The 14,774-nt window shown below is 60.9% G+C and carries 17 protein-coding genes; 7 read left to right on the top strand and 10 right to left on the bottom strand.

What is annotated here, in order from left to right; genetic code table 11:
• The first annotated feature begins 2 nt into the window (after positions 1–2).
• Positions 3–1,190, top strand: a complete 1,188-nt coding sequence (gene metX / locus ACP7B1_RS03165; protein WP_346305789.1) for a homoserine O-acetyltransferase MetX — start codon at positions 3–5, stop codon at positions 1,188–1,190.
• Positions 1,187–1,801, top strand: coding sequence for a methionine biosynthesis protein MetW (metW, locus tag ACP7B1_RS03160; protein ID WP_223613559.1), 615 nt, complete (start codon positions 1,187–1,189; stop codon positions 1,799–1,801). The genes metX and metW overlap by 4 nt, the downstream gene beginning before the upstream one ends.
• A 3-nt stretch (positions 1,802–1,804) precedes the next feature.
• Here the strand turns inward: metW and ACP7B1_RS03155 are convergent, their stop codons facing one another.
• The gene (locus ACP7B1_RS03155) at positions 1,805–2,557 is read right to left on the bottom strand and encodes a class I SAM-dependent methyltransferase (RefSeq protein WP_346305791.1); all 753 of its coding nucleotides are present in this window, start codon (positions 2,555–2,557) and stop codon (positions 1,805–1,807) included.
• 111 nt (positions 2,558–2,668) lie between these two features.
• Here ACP7B1_RS03155 and gloB point away from each other — a divergent pair, with 111 nt between their 5' ends.
• Both gloB and ACP7B1_RS03145 read left to right on the top strand, forming a co-directional pair.
• Positions 2,669–3,439 carry a hydroxyacylglutathione hydrolase gene (gloB, locus tag ACP7B1_RS03150; protein ID WP_346305792.1) on the top strand — a complete coding sequence of 257 codons (771 nt, stop codon included), beginning with the start codon at positions 2,669–2,671 and terminating at the stop codon, positions 3,437–3,439.
• Positions 3,439–3,873 carry a cupin domain-containing protein gene (locus ACP7B1_RS03145; protein WP_346305793.1) on the top strand — a complete coding sequence of 145 codons (435 nt, stop codon included), beginning with the start codon at positions 3,439–3,441 and terminating at the stop codon, positions 3,871–3,873. The genes gloB and ACP7B1_RS03145 overlap by 1 nt, the downstream gene beginning before the upstream one ends.
• On the opposite strand, the gene ACP7B1_RS03140 is transcribed toward ACP7B1_RS03145, so the two are convergent.
• Together ACP7B1_RS03140 and ACP7B1_RS03135 are read right to left on the bottom strand one after the other, a co-directional pair.
• Positions 3,870–4,700, bottom strand: a complete 831-nt coding sequence (locus tag ACP7B1_RS03140) for an aromatic amino acid exporter YddG (protein ID WP_374042722.1) — start codon at positions 4,698–4,700, stop codon at positions 3,870–3,872. The genes ACP7B1_RS03145 and ACP7B1_RS03140 overlap by 4 nt on opposite strands.
• Positions 4,701–4,772: 72 nt before the next feature.
• Positions 4,773–5,576: a DUF3108 domain-containing protein gene (locus ACP7B1_RS03135; RefSeq protein WP_346305794.1), complete on the bottom strand. Its 804-nt coding sequence runs from the start codon at positions 5,574–5,576 to the stop codon at positions 4,773–4,775.
• 268 nt (positions 5,577–5,844) lie between these two features.
• On the opposite strand from ACP7B1_RS03135, the gene rpmB reads away from it, so the two are divergent.
• Together rpmB and ACP7B1_RS03125 are read left to right on the top strand one after the other, a co-directional pair.
• A complete protein-coding gene (gene rpmB / locus ACP7B1_RS03130) occupies positions 5,845–6,144 on the top strand; it encodes a 50S ribosomal protein L28 (RefSeq protein ID WP_091879976.1) in 300 nt (99 codons plus the stop codon).
• A gap of 88 nt (positions 6,145–6,232) precedes the next feature.
• Positions 6,233–6,883 carry a VUT family protein gene (locus ACP7B1_RS03125; RefSeq protein ID WP_346305795.1) on the top strand — a complete coding sequence of 217 codons (651 nt, stop codon included), beginning with the start codon at positions 6,233–6,235 and terminating at the stop codon, positions 6,881–6,883.
• Between the two features lie 105 nt (positions 6,884–6,988).
• Here the strand turns inward: ACP7B1_RS03125 and cobT are convergent, their stop codons facing one another.
• The 3 genes from cobT to ACP7B1_RS03110 all read right to left on the bottom strand — a co-directional run bounded on the left by cobT (position 6,989) and on the right by ACP7B1_RS03110 (position 10,635).
• The gene (cobT, locus tag ACP7B1_RS03120) at positions 6,989–8,887 is read right to left on the bottom strand and encodes a cobaltochelatase subunit CobT (RefSeq protein WP_346305796.1); all 1,899 of its coding nucleotides are present in this window, start codon (positions 8,885–8,887) and stop codon (positions 6,989–6,991) included.
• Between the two features lie 13 nt (positions 8,888–8,900).
• A complete protein-coding gene (gene cobS / locus ACP7B1_RS03115; protein ID WP_223613566.1) occupies positions 8,901–9,887 on the bottom strand; it encodes a cobaltochelatase subunit CobS in 987 nt (328 codons plus the stop codon).
• Positions 9,888–9,981: 94 nt separating this feature from the next.
• Entirely contained in the window at positions 9,982–10,635 is a 654-nt protein-coding gene (locus ACP7B1_RS03110) for a J domain-containing protein (RefSeq protein WP_105734507.1), read from the bottom strand.
• 143 nt (positions 10,636–10,778) lie between these two features.
• Here ACP7B1_RS03110 and ACP7B1_RS03105 point away from each other — a divergent pair, with 143 nt between their 5' ends.
• Positions 10,779–11,081, top strand: a complete 303-nt coding sequence (locus ACP7B1_RS03105) for a BolA family protein (protein ID WP_223613568.1) — start codon at positions 10,779–10,781, stop codon at positions 11,079–11,081.
• A 12-nt stretch (positions 11,082–11,093) separates the two neighbouring features.
• Here ACP7B1_RS03105 and ACP7B1_RS03100 read toward each other — a convergent pair whose 3' ends face one another.
• From ACP7B1_RS03100 to ACP7B1_RS03085, 4 genes are all read right to left on the bottom strand, one after another.
• On the bottom strand, positions 11,094–11,618 hold the full coding sequence (locus ACP7B1_RS03100) for a TerB family tellurite resistance protein (RefSeq protein ID WP_346305797.1): 525 nt from the start codon (positions 11,616–11,618) through the stop codon (positions 11,094–11,096).
• A 74-nt stretch (positions 11,619–11,692) separates the two neighbouring features.
• The gene (locus tag ACP7B1_RS03095) at positions 11,693–12,982 is read right to left on the bottom strand and encodes an HlyC/CorC family transporter (RefSeq protein WP_223613570.1); all 1,290 of its coding nucleotides are present in this window, start codon (positions 12,980–12,982) and stop codon (positions 11,693–11,695) included.
• Positions 12,979–14,094, bottom strand: coding sequence for a 3-dehydroquinate synthase (gene aroB / locus ACP7B1_RS03090; protein ID WP_346305798.1), 1,116 nt, complete (start codon positions 14,092–14,094; stop codon positions 12,979–12,981). The genes ACP7B1_RS03095 and aroB overlap by 4 nt, the downstream gene beginning before the upstream one ends.
• Complete coding sequence (locus tag ACP7B1_RS03085) at positions 14,091–14,696, bottom strand: shikimate kinase (RefSeq protein ID WP_346305799.1); 606 nt, start codon at positions 14,694–14,696, stop codon at positions 14,091–14,093. The genes aroB and ACP7B1_RS03085 overlap by 4 nt, the downstream gene beginning before the upstream one ends.
• Between the last annotated feature and the right edge of the window lie 78 nt (positions 14,697–14,774).

Raw genomic sequence — 14,774 nt, 5'->3', positions numbered from 1 at the left:
AAATGACGAAATTCAGCAACCCGTCCGCCAGTCCCGATCAGAGAAGCCAGGAAGCGACAAATCCCCACAGCCCCGTGGTGGAGTTTGGCGCCGACAAGCCGTTGCATCTCGACAGCGGCGTCGTGCTTTCCCCGTTCCGTATCGCCTATCAGAGCTACGGCACGCTCAATGCCGACAAGTCGAACGCCATCCTGATCTGCCATGCGCTGACCGGCGACCAGCATGTTGCCAATGTGCATCCCGTGACAGGCAAGAATGGCTGGTGGGAAACCCTCGTTGGCCCGGGCAAGCCCATCGATACGGACCGCTTCTTCGTCCTGTGCTCCAATGTGCTCGGCGGCTGCCTCGGTTCGACCGGCCCGGCTTCGATCAATCCCGAAACCGGCAAGCCCTACGCGCTCGACCTGTCGATCATCACCATTGCCGACATGGTGCGGGCGCAGGCCATGCTGGTCGATCATTTCGGCATCAGGCAGCTCTTCGCCGTGGTCGGCGGCTCCATGGGCGGCATGCAGGTTCTGGAATGGGCATCCAGCCATTCCGACCGGGTTTTTGCCGCCGTCGCCATTGCCACGGGCGCGCGCCACTCCTCGCAGAACATCGCCTTCCATGAAGTGGGCCGCCAGGCCGTCATGGCGGACCCGGAGTGGCGGGAAGGCCGTTATCTGGAAGAAGGTACCATTCCGCGCAAAGGCCTGTCCGTGGCCCGCATGGCGGCGCATATCACCTATCTCTCGGAAACCGCCCTGCACCGCAAATTCGGACGCAACCTGCAGGACCGGCAGAACGTGACCTTCGGTTTCGACGCGGATTTCCAGATCGAAAGCTATCTGCGTCATCAGGGCATGTCGTTCGTCGAGCGCTTCGACCCCAACTCCTACCTCTACATGACCCGCGCCATGGATTATTTCGATCTGGCAGCGGAGCATGAGGGACGGCTGGCCGATGCCTTTGCCGGATCGAAGACACGGTTCTGCATTGTCTCCTTCACCAGCGACTGGCTGTTCCCGACCAGCGAAAGCCGCACCGTTGCCCACGCGCTGAATGCCGCCGGTGCTTCCGTCTCCTTCGTCGAGATCGAAACGGACCGCGGCCATGACGCCTTCCTGCTCGACGAGCCGGAAATGTTCTCGGCCATCAACGGTTTCATCCGCTCTGCGGCGCGTGCCAGGGGGCTCCTGCAGCCATGAGCGTGAACACCACTTCGCGCGTCGACTTCGACGTCATCGCCTCGCTGGTCAACCCCGGCGCGCGGGTGCTCGACGTCGGTTGCGGCGACGGTGAACTGCTCGAACTCCTGCAGAACACCAAGAATGTCGACGGACGCGGCGTCGAGCTGTCGCAGAAGGGCGTCAACGAATCCGTGGCGCGCGGTCTCTCGGTCATCCAGGGCGATGCGGACAGCGACCTGAAATATTATCCCGATGCGGGCTTCGATTACGTGATCCTGTCGCAGACGCTGCAGGCGACGCGCAACCCGAAGAATGTCCTGACCGAACTCCTGCGCATCGGCGAGAAGGCCATCGTCTCCTTCCCGAATTTCGGCCATTGGCGCATGCGCGCCTCGCTGCTCGTCAACGGCCGCATGCCGGTGACGGAAGAGCTGCCCTACAGCTGGTACGACACGCCCAACATCCATTTCTGCACCATCAACGACTTTGTCGACATGACGAGGGAGATCGGCGCGCAGGTGGAAACGGCCGTGGCGCTCAATGCCTTCGGCCAGAGAATCGGCTTCAACATGCCCTGGGGTTTCTGGAACCTCTTCGGCCAGCAGGCGGTGTTCCTGCTGCGGCGCTGACGCTCAATTCTCGTCCGGCCCGTCCCGCCGCATCGCCGTGCCCTGCGGCGAGAGCACCGGCACGAAGACACGCCGCGATGACCGCTGGGCGACCGGCAGGCCCTGATAGATGCGCTTTTGCGCCTCCACGATGAGAACACCGGAGAACACCGGCCAGAAACGCCGTCCGACCCGCTCGAACAGGCTGGACGGGCGCATGATCCAGCGCCGCGACGATGGCGGGAAGAACAGCGCCTCGGCCCACGGACCCGGCGTGAAATTGGTTTCCCGCAGAAGGCGGATCAACTGCCCCCGGCTGTAGGGCCGTCCGCTGCCGAAGGGCGTGTGCTCGAAGCGCGCCCACAGGCCGCGCCGGTTGGGAACGACGATGACGAGCCGCCCGTTCGGGGCAAGCGCCCGCCACATTTCCTTGAGCGTCTCGCGCGGGTCCTCCGCATGTTCCAGCGCATGCACCATCAAAATGCGGTCCACGGCAGAGTCGGGCAGCGGCAGGTCTTCCTCGAACACCAGCGCCGTCGACGACGCTTCCGCCGGCGGCCAGCTCGCCGCGCCCTGCCCGGCAGGCATGAAGGCGAATGTCCGCTCCGTATCGCCGCGAAACCGGTCGAGATAGGGCACGACATAGCCAAGACCGACAAGCCGTTCGCCCGGCAGTTTCGGCCAGATCGGCGCAAGGGCCATGGTAATCGCCCGCTCGGTCAGGTGGCCGAGGGTGGAAGCATAAAAGGCACGGAGGTCGATGATATCGAGATGCATGCATTCAAGCTAACACGGCAAATCATAACATCAAGAAAATGGCTTGGAGACGGGTTGCGCCTGCCGGACAGCTGGCTATCCTGATCGCAACGCACAAACCGGACAGGCCCCATGTCAAATCTGCAGATAGAACAGTTCACCGCGCTCAGCGACAATTTCGGCGTGCTGATCCACGACCCCGATGCCAATCTCACCGCTTCCATCGATGCCCCGGAAGAAAAGCCTGTGCTCGACGCGCTCAAGCTCCGCGGCTGGACGCTGACCCACATTTTCTCGACCCATCACCACAATGATCATGTCGGCGCCAATCTTGCGCTGAAAAAGCGGTTCAAGCTCGAAATCCTCGGTCCGGACGCGGAAAAGGCCAATATACCCGGCATCGACCGCACGCTGAAGCACGGTGACCGCTTCCGCTTCGGCAATTTCGACGTGTTCGTCATTTCCACGCCCGGCCATACCGCCGGCGAGATTTCCTATCATATCCCCGACGCCAAAGTTGTTTTCACCGGCGACACGCTGTTCTCGCTCGGGTGCGGGCGCCTGTTCGAGGGAACGCCGGCAACCATGTTCCGATCGCTCAACCACCTTATCAAGCTGCCGGTCGACACGCAGATCTATTGCGGGCACGAATATACCGAAAGCAATGCGCGGTTTGCCCTGTCGATCGATCCTGACAATTCGGCGCTGAAGGAACGCGCAAGGGAGATCTTTGCCCTGCGCGAGGCTGGCCTGCCGACATTGCCCACCACCTTGCTGCGCGAAATGGCAACCAACCCGTTCCTGCGCTGGCATGACCCGGCGATCCGCCGCAACCTTAAGCTGGAGAACGCCAGCGACGAAGCCGTTTTCACCGAAATCCGCAAGCGTAAGGACAATTTCTGATGACGTTGACCGCTGAACAGATCCGCGCCGCGCTGGGGCTGCAGCCGCACCCCGAGGGCGGCGCCTATATCCAGATGTTTCGCGACAACCAGAACGGCTGGCCGGTGGGCGGGCGCGGCCATTCGACCGCCATCTATTTCCTGCTCGAGAAGGGCGAGGTTTCCGCCTGGCACCGGGTGAAAGACGCGGCCGAGGTCTGGCACTGGTATGGCGGGGCACCGCTGCAACTGACCATTGCAACCGAAGGCGCGCCGCATGAGGTCCACCGGCTCGGCATGGATATCATGGCCGGCGAGCGGCCGCAGGGCATTGTTCCCGCAGGACACTGGCAGACAGCCAAATCCCTTGGCGACTGGACGCTGGTTGGCTGTACGGTCGCGCCAGGTTTCGACTTCGCCCAGTTCGAGCTGGCCGCACCGGGCTGGGAACCCTAAACCCTTTTCCGGAAAATCATTTCCTTGGCGGCAAGCACAGCGCCAAGGGTGATCAGCAGGCAGGCCAGCAGGACACGCACCGTCGGTTCGGCGGCCCCCGCCGCGATCAGCACAAGCGTCGACAGCAGCGGCGCCGCATAGCTCGATGCACCCAGCACCTGGATATTGCCGCGCTTGACGCCGAAATCCCAGGCATAGAAGGCCGCGCCCACCGGGAAAAGCCCGAGCCCCAGCACGGCCAGCCACTGCGTCAGCGATTCGGGCCAGACGGTCTGCTCCAGCGCCAGATGCGAAATCAGCGACAGAACCGATGTCGCGACACAAAAGCCGGTCACCGCATCCGTCGGCACGCTGGCAAAACGCCGCGACAGCAGCGAATAGGCGGACCAGGTCAGAGCGCAAAGCCCGGCCATGGCGTAACCGAAGGCATATTGCGCCTCGAAGCCGACACTGCCGCCCTTGGTGACGATCAGCACCGTACCGGCCAGTCCCAAAAGGGTTCCCAGCACATGGAACCAGCGCAGGCGTTCACCCGGCATCAGCGCCGAGCCGACCACGATGAACAGCGGCCAGAGATAGGCGATGAGACTGGCATCAACGGCCGGCGCGTTGCGCAGGGCGGTGAAATACAGGAAGTGATAGCCGAACAGGCCGACAACCCCGAGAGCCCAGACCTTTGCCGGCTGGCGCAGGTGCTGTGCCGCGCCCGGCCGCCAGAGCCAGGACAACAGGCCAAGGCAGGCGCCGATGGCGAAGGTCATGGCCGTCAGCTGAAACGGCGGCACCTTGCCGGAGACATCGGTGAACAGCGCGAGCATCGCCCACATGATAACCGCAAGAAACCCGACTGATGTAGCCACGCGCCGCCCCCATTCGAAAGAGCGGCGCCCCCGCCGCTTCTATTGCATCTTTTCAAAACGGGTCGCGTAAACCGTCACCGTTCCGATCTGCGTGCCGATCTTCGCCTGCACCGGCGAATAGATACCGGACTTGCCGAGGGATGCAAAGGTGAGACTGATCTTGCTTTTGTTTTTCAGATATTCGATCGCATCGCGCCCCGCCTGGTAGCCGCCGACCGGAATAAACTTGACCGAGCACGTGACCGTATCGCCCTTGAAACCCTTGGTGGAGAACGGCTGCGGGCTCCCGGATGGCGAGAGCTGGAGATCCACCCGCGTCTGTCCGTCGTAGAGATGCAGGGTCTGGGTGCAGACCTGGCCGATGCTGTCCGCCGCAACCATGACGCCGGAGATCGGATCGGTCACGCCCTGCAGCGCCGCGGGCTCAAGCTCCACCCATTTGTCCTTCTTCCTGACCGGCGGGACATTGGTGGTTTCCGTCACATTGCCATTGGCGAAGGCAATAGACGTGCTCTTGTCCTTCTTGCCGTGCCGGTACTTGACCAGATAGGAGTTCGGCAGCGGGCCGGTTTTGCCAAACTGGCCTTTGACATCGATATTGCCCTTGGTGTCGTCGAAGACGGTCACGAGGCCCGAGCTTCTCAGGCCACCCGATACCGTATAGGCGCCGCCCGAGACACTGGTTGAAAAATTTGCCTTGGCAATCGTCAGGCCGAGCAGCGAAACCCGGTAATCGGATTTGTAGACTTCCTCGGCGCGTGCCGGGAGCGCCCCCGCAACGAGCAGTATCCCTGCGGCAATCGCAGCATATCCGCAGCCGGGCCGCCGAATGAGACCAGTCATGTCCCGCTCCTTCAAATTGCATCACGCACGTGTGAATTGCCTGTGGTGAGACCGTACAAAGCAGGCAAAGTTGTGTTAAACATTGCGACAAGTCCGTTAAATACACAAAACCGGAGCAGAAGCACACTTGACGCGCGCGGCTCATATCACTATAGAAACGCGACTTCCCAATAGGCCGCCTGTCCGATATGCGCGCCGCTGCACGGCGACGTGTGATGGTAACAAGAACATTCGGGCTATAGGTAATGAATTTTGAAGGTGAGACCCAATGTCCCGCACATGTGAATTGACCGCTAAATCGGTACAGTACGGCAACAATGTGAGCCACGCGAACAACAGAACGCGCCGCCGCTTCCTGCCGAACCTCTGCCACGTTACGCTGATCTCCGAAGCTCTCGGTCAGAGCTTCCGTCTGCGTGTTTCGGCCCATGCCCTGCGCACCGTTGAACATCGCGGTGGTCTGGATGCATTCTTGAACAAGGCTGACGAGAAGGAGCTGTCACAGCGTGCCCGCCTCCTGAAGCGTCAGATCGCCAAGAAGTCGGCTGAAGCGCCGGTTGCTGCCTGATCGGCCGACACGGTTCTGACATCCTAATCGCTTGAGGCCAGCGCATGCTGGCCTTATTGTTGCTGGTTCCATTACCCAGGATAAAAAAATGCCGCTTTCGCGCGCCTATTCCCTGTCGGATTTCATTTTCCCCGTCCTCGCCATGTGCCTGGTCGTGGCTGCCTCCAATATTCTGGTGCAGTACCCGTTCAATCATCTTGGATTGAACGAAATCCTGACCTACGGCGCTTTCACCTATCCCGTTGCCTTCCTCGTCAATGACCTGTCGAACCGCCGTTTCGGACCGCAATTCGCCCGCAAGGTCGTCTATGCCGGTTTCGTCATCGCGGTGATTCTGTCGGTCTGGCTGGCAACGCCGCGCATCGCCATCGCCTCGGGCTCGGCGTTTCTCTGCGCCCAGCTGCTGGATGTCACCGTTTTCAGCAAGCTGCGCCAGCTGACCTGGTGGAAAGCGCCGTTCGCGTCCGCCGTGTTCGGTTCGCTGCTCGATACACTGCTGTTTTTCTCCATCGCCTTTGCCGCCCAATTCGCCTGGATCGATCTGGCGACGGGTCGCACCGACTCATCGCTCGCCATGCTGGTGCCTTTCCTCGGCAAGGATATCCCGCTGTGGATGTCGCTCGGCTTCGGCGACCTGATGGTGAAGATTGTCATGGCCGTGGTGATGCTGGTGCCCTACGGCGCCATTCTTGCCGTCTTCGCGCCGGCGATCTATTCGGCCAACCGGAATTCCAGATAAAGATTTCTCTGCGGGATCGAATCGGCCGCCGCGACGGCTGCGGGCGGCAGAACCGGAAGAAGAATGAACCGCATGCGCCGACCAAGCAGCGCCCTACGGTTCATCTCAATGTCTGCGGGCGGCAGATTTACCTGCGGCGCGGCGCTGTTCCTGTTCTTCAAACAGCGATGCCAACTGCTCGGTCATCGCACCCGCCAGCTCTTCCGCATCGACAATGGTCACCGCACGCCGGTAGTAGCGCGTCACGTCATGGCCGATGCCGATGGCGATCAGCTCGACCGGCGAGCGTGTCTCGATCTCTTCGATCACGGCGCGCAGGTGCCGTTCGAGATAATTGCCCGGGTTGACCGACAGGGTGGAATCGTCGACCGGCGCACCGTCGGAAATCATCATCAGGATCTTGCGCTGTTCCGGCCGACCCAGCAGACGCTGATGCGCCCAGATCAGGGCTTCGCCGTCGATGTTTTCCTTCAGCAGCCCTTCGCGCATCATCAGCCCGAGATTGCGCCTGGAACGGCGCCACGGGGCATCGGCACGCTTGTAGACGATATGGCGCAGATCGTTGAGGCGGCCGGGATTGGCAGGCTTGCCGCGCTCCAGCCAGGCCTCGCGCGCCTGCCCGCCCTTCCAGGCCTTGGTGGTGAAGCCGAGAATCTCGACTTTCACACCGCAGCGCTCGAGCGTGCGCGCCAGAATGTCGGCGCAGGTCGCCGCGACCGTGATCGGACGGCCACGCATGGAGCCGGAATTGTCGATCAGCAGGGTGACGATTGTATCGCGGAAATCCGTATCGCGCTCCTGCTTATAGGACAGCGGCTGCGTCGGATCGATGACCACGCGCACGAGACGCGCCGAATCGAGATAGCCCTCTTCCAGATCGAAATCCCAGGACCGGTTCTGCTGCGCCATCAGGCGCCGCTGCAGGCGGTTGGCGAGACGACCCACGACACCGGAAAGATTGGCGAGCTGCTTGTCGAGGAAAGCCCGGAGGCGCTCCAGCTCCGCATCGTCGCACAGTTCTTCCGCATCGGTGGTTTCGTCGAATTCCTGGGTGAAGACCTTGTAGCCGCTTTCGCTGCCGAGATTGGAAAACGGCTGGTTCGGACGGCGTGCCTCGCCGGGCATTTCCGCATCCGTATCCGCGTCGTCGTCAATCTCGTCGGAGGAAGCATCGGCGGCCTCGGTCTCGCCCGACTGACTGTCGTCGCTGGAGCTTTCCGAATCATCATCCTCGGATGCGTCACTGCCCTGGTCTTCGTCGGAACCGCCCTCGTTGTTCTCTTCGGGCTCCGGCGTGTCCTCGTTGTTTTCCTGGTCCTCGTCCTGCTCGCTTTCCTGCGACAGCTCTTCGGCCATCTCCATGGAAGCCAGCATTTCGCGGACAACGCGGGCAAAGGCGTTCTGGTCGTTGATCTTGTCGCCGAGATGCTCAAGATCAGCCGCTGCCTTTTCCTCGATCCAGTCACGCCAGAGGTCGACGACATTGCCGGCGGATTCGGGCGCCTTGCGGCCCGTCAGCTTCTCGCGCACCACAAGCGCAATCGCTTCTTCCAGCGGTGCTTCGGCCTTGTCGGTGATGGCCGGAAAATTGGCGCGGGAATATTTGTCCGACAGCATCGAACTGAGATTCTCGGCCATGCCGTCCATGCGCAGGGCACCGATTGCCTCGACGCGCGCCTGTTCGACCGCATCGAAAATGGCACGCGCCTGCTTGCCTTCCGGCGCCAGCGTCGCATGAATGCGGTCGTTGTGGCACGCCTTGCGCAACGCCATGGAATCGCCGATGCCGCGGGTAACCGCGATATCGTTCGCCGTCGGACGCTTGGGCAGGTCGGGCAGACGCGCCCGATGCCCCGTCAGGGCCGGGCGATCATTGCCAAACCCGACTTCCATTTCATGATCACCGGCAATGGCCCGCATGCAGGCCGTAACCGCGCGCTTGAAGGGCTCGGAATCAACCGGGCCTTTCGGATTTGTGCGTGAATTGTCTCCCGGGCCCGCCATGCTCTGATGACGCTCAGCCTATGACCACATTGGCCGTCGACTCCGGCAGTTCCTTGCCGAACGCACGCTGATAGAACTCGGCAACGATCGGACGTTCCAGTTCATCGCACTTGTTGAGGAAGGTCAGACGGAAGGCGAAGCCGACATCCTTGAAGATATCGGCATTTTCAGCCCAGGTGATGACCGTACGCGGGCTCATCACCGTGGAGAGATCGCCATTGATGAAGGCGGCACGGGTCATGTCGGCAACGCGGACCATCTTCGAGACGATCTCCTTGCCTTCCTTGTTCTGGTAGTGCTTGGCCTTGGCCAGAACGATGGCGGCTTCGTTGTCATGCGGCAGATAGTTGAGCGTCGTCACGATGGACCAGCGGTCCATCTGTGCCTGGTTGATCTGCTGCGTGCCGTGGTAGAGGCCGGTTGTATCGCCGAGGCCGACGGTGTTGGCCGTCGCGAACAGGCGGAACGCCGGATGCGGACGGATCACGCGGCTCTGGTCGAGCAGGGTCAGGCGGCCGGACGATTCAAGCACGCGCTGGATCACGAACATCACGTCCGGACGGCCGGCATCATACTCGTCGAACACCAGCGCCACATTGTGCTGATAGGCCCATGGCAGGATACCGTCGCGGAATTCGGTGATCTGCATGCCGTCCTTGACGACGATGGCATCCTTGCCGACGAGATCGATACGGCTGACATGGCTGTCGAGATTGACGCGCACGCACGGCCAGTTGAGGCGGGCGGCGACCTGTTCGATGTGGGTCGACTTGCCTGTTCCGTGGTATCCGGACACCATGACGCGCCGGTTGAAGGCAAACCCGGCCAGAATGGCCAGCGTGGTCTGCTTGTCGAACAGATAATCCGGATCGGTCTCCGGCACGTATGCATCGCCTGCCTTGTAGGCAGGGACCATCATGTCGGTATCAAATCCGAAAAGCTTTGCGGCAGAAACCGTAGTATCCGGCAAATTCGCAATATCGCGATCAACCTTATTCATCATGCCTCCAGCGCGACTGCACGCGCAGACGCAATAAGATAGTCACACCCATGAAGCCTCGACGGGAGGCTTCGAATTCAGCCAAACATGGTCCTTAGCAAAAACCAGCCTGTTTGAGCAATTGATAAGCCTGGATAACGTCGCGGAAACGATCCTCGGAAGCCCGATCACCGCCGTTTGCATCGGGATGATGGCGCTTCACCAGTTCTTTATAGCGCGACTTGATGTCTTCGCCAGTGGCTTTCACATCAAGACCGAGAGTATCCAGCGCTTTTGCCTCCAATGGCTTGGCCTTACGCAGGCGCGCACTCGGCCGTGCATCACCGAACACGCTGTTCGGATCACGGAAACGGTTCTGATAGGCAGCCCGGCCCGAACGCAGCTTGGAAAAGTCCGGCGACGTCTTCGCACCGCCAGACGCTGCGGCCGCCGCGCTGGCGCCAGCGCCGCTGCCCGGCAGGCCTGCGACGGTCCAGGTCGGCCGGTCGCCGGTCAGGGCTTCCTTTTGATAACGCGCGACTTCCGCGTCGGAGAGACCGGAAAAATAGTTGTAGCCTTTGTTGTATTCACGGACATGATCGATGCAGAAGTGAAAGAACTCGCCTTCCTTCATGCGCCCAACCGGTGCACGGTGCGGACCCGGCTTGTCGCAGCCATCCCACTGGCACACGGGAATGCGCGATTTCTCCTCTTCCACCTTTTTCGGGCGGATGCGGATGCTGTCAAAATATTTCGAATTTGAGGTCATTGCGTACGATTATCAACGGATTGGTTTACAAGACAAGAATTGACAATTGCCCATGGATCAACCTAACGCCTGAAATGGCGGTAAATTTGTGATCATGTACGGGTTTGCCAAATGAAACTACCATATGGGCGCAGGAGAACGAAATGTCCACTCAGTCAGCGATCGAAAACAAACTGACGCAGGCTTTTCATCCTGTTTCATTGACCGTTATCAACGAGAGCCACCTTCACGCCGGCCACCATCATGAAGACAGCGGGCATCATGCCACATTCGACGGTTCGGGTGAAACGCATTTTCGCGTGCGCATTGTCGCAGAAGCTTTTGCGGGCCTGTCGCGCGTCGCGCGGCACAGGGCGATCAACGAGGTGCTGAAGGACGAACTGGCCGGCAGCGTCCACGCGCTCGCACTGGAACCGGCTGCTCCCGGCGAAGCGACACGCCGCTAGAGGCTTTCCTGCCTAAACATCATCGCTTTGCATCAGTTGCCGTTGCAGGCGGGCGATCATCTGCGCCTGCAACTCGCTCTCCCCGCCATAGGCGGCGGCAGTCTGCCACAGCATGCCGATCAGCTGAAAACGCTCGTCCACGCTCAGGCGCGCCCGCAGCATCGGCACCATATCGTCAGCCATCGATGGGAACGAACCCCGACGCCTGGTATAGCGCCAGGCTTTGCGAAACATCGCATCCGGATCGCCGATCCCCAGCGGACCGGCCAACAGCGCGATGATCTGCCGTCTTTCAGCATGGGTCAGCGGCGCACCGGTGCGCACGAGCTGGATCATCAGCACGGTTGCCGCCAGCCGTGGATCACGGATCCGGCTGTGGCGCGAACCAACGATACGGTCGAATGCCCGCTTGCTCCTGTTTCTCAGACGAGGCGTATTTCTGTCCAGATCCCGAATGGAACGAGCGGCCCATTGCAGCCGGAACATCCAGTAAAAAATCGCCGCAATTCCACTTAAAATGGCAATAACAATATGCATGCAGCCCCTAGCTTATGCGCAGGAAAGCGTCTGAAAAAACAATATCTTAAAATTATCGAACCAGTGGCGGCAGCTTAACTGGTTTTGCCCTTTTCGTCATCCTCCAAAGGTCGAATACGAAGCCGGGTAATGCGGTTTTTTTCCCGCTTCAGCACGGTGAAGCGCTTGCCATGGAAGGTGAATGCCTGTTTTTCCGTGGGGATGCTCTGGGTTTCGTGGATGACGAGACCGGCAATGGTCGTGGCCTCCGCATCCGGCAGGTTCCAGTCGAGCGCCCGGTTGAGATCGCGGATCGGAACCGAGCCATCAACCAGTACCGACCCATCCGGCTGGGGGCGGCAGCCTTGAACGTCGATGTCATGCTCGTCGGCGATATCGCCGACAATCTCCTCAAGGATGTCTTCGAGCGTGATCAGCCCCTGCACGTCGCCATATTCATCCACGACGATGGCGATATGCGCCTTGCGGCGCAGGAAGGCATTGAGCTGGTCCTGCAGGGTTGTCGTATCGGGCACGAACCAGGGCTTGGTCGCCACCTTCATGATGTTGATCTTGGAGAAATCCCGGTTGGAATCGCGGATGGCCCGCACCAGGTCCTTGGCATGCACGACACCGACGATATTGTCGTTGTCGCCGCGCCAGACCGGAATGCGGGTGTGGTGGCTCGCCAGAATCTGGCCGATGATCTCCTCGATCGGATCATCGGCGTTGATCGAATCCATATCCGTCCGGTGGATCATGACGTCATAGACTTCGAGCTCACGCAGGTCGAGCAGACCGCCGATCTGGTCGCGGTCGCGCTTCACCACCGAACCCTCCCGGTGCAGGAGATCGACGGCGCCGCGCAGTTCCTCCTGCGCCGACAGCATCGATTTCACCGAACCGAGATCGATGCCGAACAGGCCGAGGATGCGGCGCACGATCCAGTTGATGAGGTCCGACAGCGGGCCGAAGATGAACACGGCAACCTGTGCGAACCGCACCAGCGCCAGCGCATTGCGGTCGGGGCTGGAAATCGCCCAGGATTTCGGCAGCACCTCGGCGAAGATCACCAGAAGCACGGTCATGATCGCGGTGGCATAGGCAACGCCCGCCTGTCCGAACAGGTTGAGCAGCATGCTCGTGGTCAGGGATGACGCAAGAATATTGATGAGATTGTTGCCGATCAGCATGACACCGATCAGGCGGTCGCGCTTTTCGATGAGACCTTCGACAACCGTTGCACGGTCATCGCCGCGCTTCGAGAGCCGGTGCATCCGGGCGCGCGACACGGCGGTCAGCGCAGTTTCGGATCCTGAAAAAAGACCAGACATCAGGATCAGAAGGAAAATGATTCCGCAAAAGATCCAGAGTTCCAGGTTCATTTTGGGTGTTTCTCCTGCAAAAAGCTGAGAACGGCCGATGGCGGCACATCCCGGGCGATAAAGGACTGGCCGATACCGCGGGTGAGAATGAAGGTCAGCGTGCCCCGCGTCACCTTCTTATCCTGGGCAATATACTCCATCAGCCTCTCCGCCGGCGGCAAGGCACCGGGAATGTCGCCGATGGAAACCGGCAGCCCGACCTGCCGCAAATGCGCTTCGACCCGCCGGGCGTCGTCGGCGCTCGCCAGATTCATCTTGACCGAAAACTGGTGGGCGAGGACCATGCCGATGGCAACGCCTTCGCCATGCACGAGACGGGCGGAATCGTAGTGCGTGGCTGTCTCCAGCGCGTGGCCGAATGTGTGGCCGAGATTGAGCAGCGCCCGGTCGCCGGTTTCGCGCTCGTCGCGCGCCACGACATCGGCCTTTGACTGGCAGGATACGGCAATGGCGTGGGTCCGCTCCGGCCCGCCGGCAAAAATGCCCTGCCAGTTCGTCTCCAGCCATGCGAAGAAATCCGGCCGGTCGATCAGCCCGTATTTGGCAACTTCCGCATAGCCGGCGCGAAATTCGCGCGGGCTGAGCGTGTCGAGCACATCCGTGTCGGCCAGCACCAATTGCGGCTGGTAGAAAGCGCCGACGAGGTTCTTGCCATGCGCCGTGTTGATGCCGGTCTTGCCGCCAACGGATGAATCCACCTGGGCCAGCAGCGAGGTCGGTATCTGCACGAAGCCCATGCCGCGCCGGGCGATGCTTGCGGCAAAGCCGGCGAGATCGCCGATCACGCCGCCGCCAAAGGCGATGACGATATCGCCCCGTTCCAGCCGGGCGGCCAGGATGGCATTGGTGACGGTTTCGAGCGTGGCAAAACCTTTCGACTTTTCACCGGGGGCAACGAGAACCGGCGTCGATTCGATGCCGCCGGCCTTCAGGCTGTCCACCAGGCGCTGCAGATGCAACGCGGCAACGTTCTCGTCGGTGACGATGGCCACCCGTCCTGCGCCCGTGCGCCCGGCAATCTCCTGCCCGGCGCGCTCGATCAGGCCAGCGCCGATGAGAATGTCGTAGGAACGGTCTCCGAGTTTGACCGGAACTGTCGTCAGGGCGCTCATCGCGGGAATTCCTTGTTGTCCAGATGCTGCGATACGGCCTGCATCGCTTCAAGCGCGATGATTTCTTTCTTTTCCTCGCGTGAGAGAATGGTCAGATCCGCCTGCGCATAGACCGGATAGCGCTCGCTCATCAGCCGTTCCATGACGGCGCGCGGATTGTCGCTTTTCAGGAGCGGCCGGTTCTGCTTGCGCACCACGCGGTTCATCAGCACGTCGAGTTCCGCATTCAGCCAGATCGATATGCCTTCGGATGCGATGGCACCGCGCGTCTGCTCGTTCATATAGGCGCCGCCGCCGGTCGCCAGAACGATGGGGCCTTCTTCGAGCATGCGCGCGATAACCCGGCGCTCCAGATCGCGGAATTCCGCTTCGCCATAGGCCTCGAACAGTTCGGGAATGGTCATGGTTGAGACTTTTTCAATCTCGTTGTCGGCGTCAAAAAACGGCAGTTCGACCAGCGAAGCCAGTTTTTTACCCACGGTGGATTTGCCTGCGCCCATCAAACCGACGAGCACAATAGACCGGTGCCCCAGGCGCTCCCGGATGGATCGGGCCAACTCCGGAACCTGGGCTGTGCCAAGAATATCGTCAATGCTGTTCATAAATGCGTTTCGACAGGAAAACCGGGCTTTCGTCAAGCAAAGTGTGGGGTTGTCCTTATGTCTGGCCTTCATCAATTC

This window comes from Phyllobacterium sp. SL163, from assembly GCF_049896885.1.
GTDB lineage: Bacteria > Pseudomonadota > Alphaproteobacteria > Rhizobiales > Rhizobiaceae > Phyllobacterium > Phyllobacterium calauticae.
Note: the sequence above shows the minus strand (reverse complement) of the source record. Positions and strands in the feature narration are given on the sequence as shown.